The organism is Fundidesulfovibrio agrisoli (assembly GCF_022808715.1).
Taxonomy (GTDB): domain Bacteria; phylum Desulfobacterota; class Desulfovibrionia; order Desulfovibrionales; family Desulfovibrionaceae; genus Fundidesulfovibrio; species Fundidesulfovibrio agrisoli.
In genome coordinates this window covers 1-8410 of the sequence record NZ_JAKZKX010000044.1, presented here as the reverse complement: position 1 = coordinate 8410, position 8410 = coordinate 1, and the positions used below count along the sequence as shown (strand labels likewise).

Sequence of the window (8410 nt, the reverse complement as noted above, 5' to 3'; positions counted from 1 at the left end):
GCGCTGCTCATGCCGTGTTCGCGGCAAAGTTCCGGCACGGCGATGCCGTTTTCGGCTTGCTTCAGGATGCTCAGGATCTGACTGTCGGAGTAGCGGGACGTCTTCATGTAAAATCTCCTCGCCTGGGCTTACGAGAAAATTCTACTTTTCAGAACAACCTTTTATTGGGGGGATTACCTTACGCAGTCGGATTATGCAGGGAGCCTTTACCACCACAGCCAGTTAACGAGAATGACTTTGCCAGGCCCTGGAAAGCACCGCGCCACGTAAAAGATGAATTATCTCAGGGTCGGGTTGAGATACCAAATAGTCGCGCCCTAATGTACGCTGGGCCGCCTGCCCAATTGCGAGAAGGGCACCAGGATTGCCAATCGCCCATTCAAGCTCCAACTTCCAACAATCCGGTTGTGCCAAAAGCCCATTTTGGCGGTGACGGATAACATGGGTAAATTCGTTCAGGGGAGACGCCAGCGTCGCCACACCCACAGCGGCAGCCTCTAAAAATTTCACAGCGGACTTGGCATGATTAAAGATGTTGTCCACTAAAGGAACAAGTGACAAGTCATGCACGGATATGAACTCTAACATTGTATCGTAAGGAAGCAAGGGATAGCTGCTAACATTTGGTAGGGCAAGTATCCTGCCAGAAACCTGAGCACTGCCAAGAACAGACAACCAGACGCCAGGGTGTTCGCATAATATGGTGTAAATTTCGTCCTCGATTAAGGCGAAATCTTCTTTATGAGAAGCGGTTCCAGATGCATACAGCAAACGCAAAGAGCCTGGTTGACGGCGTGGGCTGAAGCGCATCAAACGCTCTTCGATTTTGTTACGAATCAAAATAGTAGGCAAGGCAAAGTTTTCTTCGCAATAGCTTTTCAGCGTAGGAGTCGAGACAATACAAGCATCGAGCATAAATAAAAATTTTTTATAAGCCGTAGCTACAAATAAAGCGTCCGCCAAGGTCCATTCTCCGCCAGCAACAGAGCCGACAGTAACAATGAACTCAGGAAACACTAGGTCGTCCATATCAGCAATGCATGTCAGCTTTAATGCTCTTGCACATTGAAACATTAATTCAACATTACCCTGCTCAAGAAAGCAACGTTGAAAAATAACTGCTTGAGCCTTGGCTGCGATATCACGAAATGTCACCTCTGGCGTTGCGGCATGTAAAACAACGCAAGAAATCTGTGAGTGTTGTAAAAACTGTGCCAAATGGAGAGAGCGATAACGTGTAGAACCGTTATCAAGGCCAGCAGAAGTGACAATTAAAAAAAATGGTGTATCAGCTTTTACATGGAAAAATAAAGGCTCAAAATACTCTGCATCAGGCTCAAATAAATAATCAATATAATCTTGCTGCAACAAATTTTCCCTAACCACCAGTTCATGATAGCCTCCAAGGCGAATCTCAAACTGAGTTAGCCATGCCTTTGCTCGCAGGTCGTTTGTTTCCACTAAAGCTTTTACAAGATGGTAAAAAAAATCCTTAGAAATTTGATCAGGGAAAAAGGTTTCACGGGCTTTGGCTAAAATTCGAAAAAACGCCTCAGCTCCCATATGAAGTTTTTGTGCTACTAGGAATTCATTTGAAAGCGGAGTAGGCAGATCAGCGAACTCCACTATGGGACGCCCGGAATCCGGATCAATCTTAATGGATTGTGAAGAGGGCTCTGGAGCTGAAAAAAGCACCTCAAGCAACGTTGTATTTGCCTCAAAGAATTCAGAATACAGGGCAGGTTCACCATATTTAAACATCAAGTTGAAATGACACACTGATTTGTCAACCCGTTCACGTGAGCCAATATAGCACCCTATTATATCTGGCTCGAAGCCACAAGATCGTATGAATTTGACCAAACGGGATTGAATGTTGAGCATCCAACCAACATCTACCAGTAGAATTTTGTCTTGGGTCAGCAAGCCATGAGCCTCTAGATAGGCACGCAAGGCCAAGCGTTTACTCTGATTTGCGGAATAAATAAGCCCTGATAAATCGCTGAACATGCGGAGCATCGACCCCCTGCTTCGCCAATCAGGAATAACCTCAGAGGACGTGAAATACTGCTCAACGATTGCAGCAACAGCATGATCGTCGTAGCTCAGGCCAGCTTTTCGTAAGTAGTAGCTTACTGGTTTTTGGGCAAGATGGAGCCCTTCTACCAAAAAATACAGATCGTTGGAAGACAACGGGAATTCGAGGCTCGCTGGCACCACTGTGGCTCGGGCGAGATGTAGGTAATGAATGACAAAAGTACCATCAAATATTTCTTTGCTGTACAAACTGTCAAAGGCTTTTTTAACGATTCGACCGTCTCGGGCTAGGAAACAAATTGTATTTGCGCCAAATCGCTTGGCAATATTGTGAGTGTATATAGCCAACATCGCAGCAAGTGGACCGGAAAGTTCAAAACCAGTTTGGATAAAAAAATCATTCGAGAGTTGAGGTTGGTCTTCCTGCCATAAACGAGCTGCCTGTGCACGAAAGCTATCCCAGATCCGACCAAGCTGAGACAGCTGAGTTTTTGCATCAGTTGGCAACGAAAAAAGCGGCTGATATTCTTCGATTATAGGAGTAACATGAACTGCGTTGAGTCCAGCTTCACGGGCGCGTCTGATGTCGCTATTCCAGTTGTCCCCAAAATGCACGATGTCTTCGGACGGGATGCCCTCAAGGGCTGCTTTTTCCCGCAAAACCGGGAACAAACTGCCAGTGTCCTTCTTCTTCCCGAGTGATGATGAAAGAAGCAAGGCATCCCAATGTGTGACACCGCTGCATGAAAGAATAGACTTTATGGTATTTTGATCTAAATACATATCACTTGCAAGGTAAATTATTTTATTATGCAAAACAGCATATCTATAAAGTTCAATGCCAAACTTTCGTGAAATACAAATAGATTGCTCAATCGACTTTTCCATGGATGCGTTACCAAAAAAAGGGACGTGCTCGTAAATCTCATCAATTGAAACATCCTCGACAGTTCCATTGTAACTATTTAATACCTGGCCTGCTGTTTCCATGCGTTCTTGAAAAAATGGTACAGGAGAAGCCTCGCGAACTGTAAGCCAGTACTCAATGATATCGAAGACTACCTCGGGCTCATCAACCTGGCGGGTAATGAGCGTATCGAAGATATCAAAAGATACAATAGATGCTTTGTCGATAAATGCTTGGGCTGCTTGCATCGGTGTCATGCCGCGCTGGCTAACAAGAGTAGGAAAGAGGTCTATGATTTTATGACCTACCACAGATGTGTAATGTCTGGATTTGACCTTATCAGCTGCAGTGCGTCCCAGTTGCTTGCGAAGCTCGGAATCTGCCAGTAATCTGGCCACAACTTCGGCCATGGCTTCAACATCAAGATACGGAACACCAAACCCAGCATCAGGAGTAGCGAATGTGACCATCCCCCCCGCAACTTGGTCAAAACAAACAACAGGAAGGCAACATTCAGCCGCTTCCAGACCCACAAGTGGGAAAGGGTCCTCGCGAGAAGGCAGCAAAAATATGTCTCCCTGAACGAAATATTTCCGCGGATAGTCTTTTGAGCCCAGCCAAACCACATGCTCCCCGACATCGTAACGGCGAATTTCGTCCTGCGGATCTAGATCACCTTTAGCCCCGATCCAGAACATTCGGAAATTAGAAACACCTCTACGCAGAAGAGATTGGGCAACTTCACAAAATAGATCAAACCCCTTACGTTTTTCAACCGTTCCACACCCAAATATCACTGGCCCATCGTAAAGTGACGGTATAAATTCACCGTCAGAAGTAAATGGGTCAATAAAAGGGGGCAAGATATATATTTCACTTGTTTCAGCACATATACGACTACGCACAGCATCCGCGCTTTTAGGAGAAACAGCGATATATTTTGTACAACGCTTACTGCATTCTATGAATGAATCTTTAAATATTCGGAATATATTATCCATCTCATGTACATGAGTAATGCATTCAGCAGCCAAAAAATCCAACAGTGGGAGATAGTGCCCAGAGGCGATGGTATTAACATAAACCAATTGCACATAATTGCCACAGAAATCTTTTATTTCTTGAATCAAATCATTGTGGCCAGGAGTGTTAATATAAAAGCATGGAGCAAGAGCTTCAAAACGACTGTTCCAAGGTCCTGGCTCACCTATTATTATAGAAAAGTTGATGCGTGTATGTGTTTTTATAAATTTCATTAAAGATAAAATAACAGCAGGCGCCCCTGTCTGTGATGCTTCATGGCATAAAAATACAATAGAAGGACTAGCATTATTCTTACGTACTGCTCGTTTAACAACAGCTCTATTTATAGAGCGACCTTCATCTCGGCCATATTTGCACCAATGAAGTAGTGGATTTATGCCACTACACTTAACATCTTCATTCTGGCTTAAATAATATTGCGTGTTGAATTTTGAACTAGGATTGCGCATTTCCTTCCATCCATACTGGCAGTAATGCCATACAGGGGAAATGCCTACAGCTTTAACGTCTGGATATGAAGTCAAGTAGTAAGAATCATCAATAAGACCACTGGCTTCTAATATATCAACCTCATTCTGCAACCGCGATGTTTCATGTGCCAATTCATCATTTGTCAGGTGCGAAATGGAAGACGCAAAGACCTCATCTAGCGAATATTTGTGAGGATAGGCAGGGCCAGGCTGGCGACCCATTCTAAGCCCGAATCGCAGAAAATGTTCCTTTGGAGGCATTCCAAACTCTTTAACATCAATGTAACGTTCAACGTACCATTGTTCGTCGAATGCATCCAACAATTCTCCAAGCTTGCTATTAAAACTCATAGCATCCCCATGTATGCATAGCATGAATGTGTAAAGCAGCCATAACATTGGCTGCCTTGTAGTTAAATCACCAATAATGATCGGCGAATTATGCGCGCACCAGTATTGCCCCTTACCTCAAATTAAACAATACTAACACTTAAACAAACTTCTTGGAGATCTTCCCTCAAACATACCATACAAAATATAATGCTCGAGGGGGTTCATCTGCTCCTGTCGAACATCTTCATACCGATCAAGATACCATTCTGAGTCAAAAAGGCCACACTGAATAAGCTTTGCAGCTAGTTCACGATAAAACTCGGGACTAAGTCTTGTTGTTCCTGCATAATTAAGAAGTTCAGAAATAAGCCTCCCAATTAGTTTACCAAAATTTTGTTGTGCTTGATCATGTTCCAACTGAAGCCTGGCTAGCTCATCCAATTGCTCTGAAAATTTGGATCGCTCCTTATCGTGTTCCTCTGCAACTTTTTCATTCTCTATCAACATATTCGTCAGGCAAACAATCTCCTGACTACATTTATCAAATTGATCGCGAGCTTCTTGGTACTGAGACTGCAGAGTTGCAATTTGCTTTTGAAAATCAGCTCGAGAAGTGTCCTCAAGATCTTGCAAAAAGGTCACTTCTCTGGCTCGGCTTAGATCTAAAGAAGCCTCAAGTGTCTCAATCAGTTTAACCTTATCCACCAATACGGATTCAATATCTCGAAGTTTCCGAGTTGCGTCCTCTTCATTTAGACTCGAAATTTCTTCACGAGCACGGGATTGCTCTAAAGCCCCTTCAAGATTAGCGATACGCTGATCCCGTTCGATTAGGGCAGACTCAAGGCCGGTTACGGACAATGCCGACCCACTTGCCCGAGCAAATGAAGATTGTAAATCCTCCCAGTACGACTGAAGAGATCGTATGTTACGGCAAGCTTTGATCTGCACTTCCATTCGTAATGGTTTGTCGGCGAAAACAGGCAATGTTGGAAAATGAATTTCTGGGTCATTACCGGTACAGCAAAGATGCAAGCCATTATCACATGAGATTGCAAAACAATCTTTAATTAACTGAACGTCTTCAAACAGTCTGTCTTTAGGCATCTCCCAAAGACAATTGCCATTTGCTCCATCTACGACTTTTATTGAAGCTATGACTACAAATCCAACCGTATTTAAAGGATCAAACCGCAAAGGGACTACACGACAGCGGCCTGGATGTGGCAACGTAAAATCGAGAGTTTGCCACTCTTCATTCAGCATTATGAACTTCTGTGAAAAACCATCATGGTAAATATTAGGTGGAATGTCTGGAAAAAACACTTGCGAGAATATTGGCTCAGATTGCTGATCGGCTTGAGTCACAAAATTACGTTGTTGTACCAATTTTTGAAACTCGAGTTGTTCAAATTGATTTACGATGGACAAATAGTCATCGAGCAGGGCGCCTGCGGGAACAGCCTCTACAGTCTGCCTGAACTCGATCGAAAGGTCAAAGATGTTCGACAGACTACTAGACGGAACCCCTGCACTTCTATGTTCTTCGAAGATTTTGACGCTACATGGCAAAATATCTTCAGTTTGACAGCTAAACTTCTGTATAATATCATCATATATGACACTGTAATGAGAAAATTCTACAGCAGCGCCACTGTCACGCTTGAAATGCTTAAGATCAGGTTTAACGATATCAACAACAGCTTCGTATGCAAACTTCTGCGAAACCAAAGGCGCTAAGTTCAGTCCGCCAATAATTTTATTGAGACAACGCAATGGCTCTGCCAATAAATCATCATACCTAATAAACTCTCTATGAAAAGAAGCGCTATGAAAAATGCTATCGCGAATATGATTTAACCACAGCAAGTGCCCTTTTAGCATGCTGAATCCATGATGCTTTTGTAGCGACTTTGCCACTTCGAAAGGATGCCTCACGATCAATACAACTTTAGGCTTTATATGCTTAGTCTCCAATATGTCTGACCAAAGAGGAAACAAGCGACACATCCGAGGGTCTTTAATAACAAAAAATTCTTTATCAGCAAAATCACGTTCAATTATCCGCCTAATACGGCCTTGAGCAACCTTCGCAGCATCTGTTTCAAGCCATCGCAAGGGATAATTTCCAATATTATCCCAACGGCAACCGAGTTCCTGTAAAAGCATGTCATGGATCGAAACGATATCAGTATTTTCGAAAAAGCCCCTAGGATTCATATCTGTTTTCATCATGATATTGGAACCTAGGCTTGCCCCCAGGGCCTCCAGGCAGCCGGCCAACAGAGACGTACCACTTCGATGCATACCTAACACTATGACGCATTGCTGACTGGAGTGCGACATAACGATTCCTTATTGTGTTATCACTTTCTAGTAACTACTCAGGAGATTTTAAAAAGAATCATTTAAATCCCATCCAGAAAAGTTTGGATGGAAATCTTTCAATTTATTTTACCACATGCCACATGACATTACAATCTACAAGCGCCAGAAATTTCACCTCGCTCAATTCTTATCACATTAACCGTCAAAAGGGTAGTCCGACTTACTTTTTATAACTTGAAGGCGTTCGAATCCTCCTAATACTGGCAACATAATGGCCACTTCTGGACGCCACGACATAACAGCCCGTTGCAAAAGGCTGTCTTCGGCTAATCTCCCTTTCCGATGATCGCGAAGGGCATGATTGCGCAGCATCGCTCCTGGGCCATGATCACGATGGCCACGCAGGCCAGTGAGGGGTGCTGATCCGTCCAGATTAACGCAAACCAGGCGTCGGCCCACCTGTAGAGGTCCAGGGTTTCTTGGACAGTTAGCCGCCAAAATCAGGCCGCCTTTGCGACCTCCAGTTTCTGTCTTTCCCTCACCTGGGCCGGTGAGCGATAGCCGTGCCTGCCGATGCGCCACTGCCGGTTGTAGGTGTCCTTGAAGGCCAGGAGGCCCAGGCGGAGATCCTCGAACGCCTGGAATCGGCGCACCCAGAGCAGATTTTCCTTGAGGATGCGCACGAAACGCTCCGCAATGCCGTTGCCTTGGGGCTCGCGCACGTAGGACGGCGAATCCTTGATGCCCAGGAAGGCGATTTCCCGCTGGAAGTCCTCCGAGATGAACTGACTGCCGTGATCGTGGCGCAGGGTCAGGCCCGACGCCACCTCCTTGCCGAACGATCCAAAGCTATGGCGCACGCCCTGCCGGATCGGTTCCAGCGCCTCGAACCTGGTGCCCCGACTGGCGGCATGGATGCCCACCAACTCCAACGAGCAACGGTCGATCGCAAAGAATATCGAGGCGTTGCCTTCCGAGAGGGTTATGGTTGTGGTCATGCCCGTGCCCCACATCTCGTCCACGCGTCCAGTCCTGATCGTCCAGTTGTGCGCCTTCGGGCCATGAGGCCGACCAGGGCGTTTGACCGCCAGCAGCCCGTTCTCTCGCATCAGGCGTAGCGTGCGCTCCTTGGACGTGCGCACTCCCTTGTCGCGCAGCATGGCCCAGACCTTGCGGTATCCCTCGCCGGTGAAAGGGCTTTCCGCCAGGACCGCTCTGATCCGCTCCAGCAATTCCGCGTCCGTGAAGAAGCCTTGAGGGCCACGGCGGCGAAGCTCGCGGGCGGTGGGCT

Annotated in this window: 4 protein-coding genes; all 4 read right to left on the bottom strand. The window is 45.6% G+C overall.

The features are described 5' to 3' along the window. A partial coding sequence (locus MLE27_RS17695; RefSeq protein WP_243313951.1) for a transposase occupies nucleotides 1-107 on the bottom strand: 107 nt, incomplete at its 3' end. A gap of 115 nt (nucleotides 108-222) precedes the next feature. Continuing rightward, nucleotides 223-4809, bottom strand: a complete 4587-nt coding sequence (locus MLE27_RS17690; protein ID WP_243313949.1) for a glycosyltransferase — start codon at nucleotides 4807-4809, stop codon at nucleotides 223-225. Between the two features lie 132 nt (nucleotides 4810-4941). Then, the gene (locus MLE27_RS17685; RefSeq protein ID WP_243313948.1) at nucleotides 4942-7026 is read right to left on the bottom strand and encodes a sulfotransferase family protein; all 2085 of its coding nucleotides are present in this window, start codon (nucleotides 7024-7026) and stop codon (nucleotides 4942-4944) included. Nucleotides 7027-7619: 593 nt separating this feature from the next. Further along, nucleotides 7620-8410: IS3 family transposase (locus MLE27_RS17680; RefSeq protein WP_243313947.1), on the bottom strand; the 791-nt coding region annotated here is incomplete at its 5' end.

Bases quoted from the DNA above. Each gene is read 5' to 3' on its own strand.
- MLE27_RS17690 (WP_243313949.1), bottom strand. From the start codon at position 4,809: ATGAGTTTTAATAGCAAGCTTGGAGAATTGTTGGATGCATTCGACGAA.
- MLE27_RS17685 (WP_243313948.1), bottom strand. From the start codon at position 7,026: ATGATGAAAACAGATATGAATCCTAGGGGCTTTTTCGAAAATACTGAT.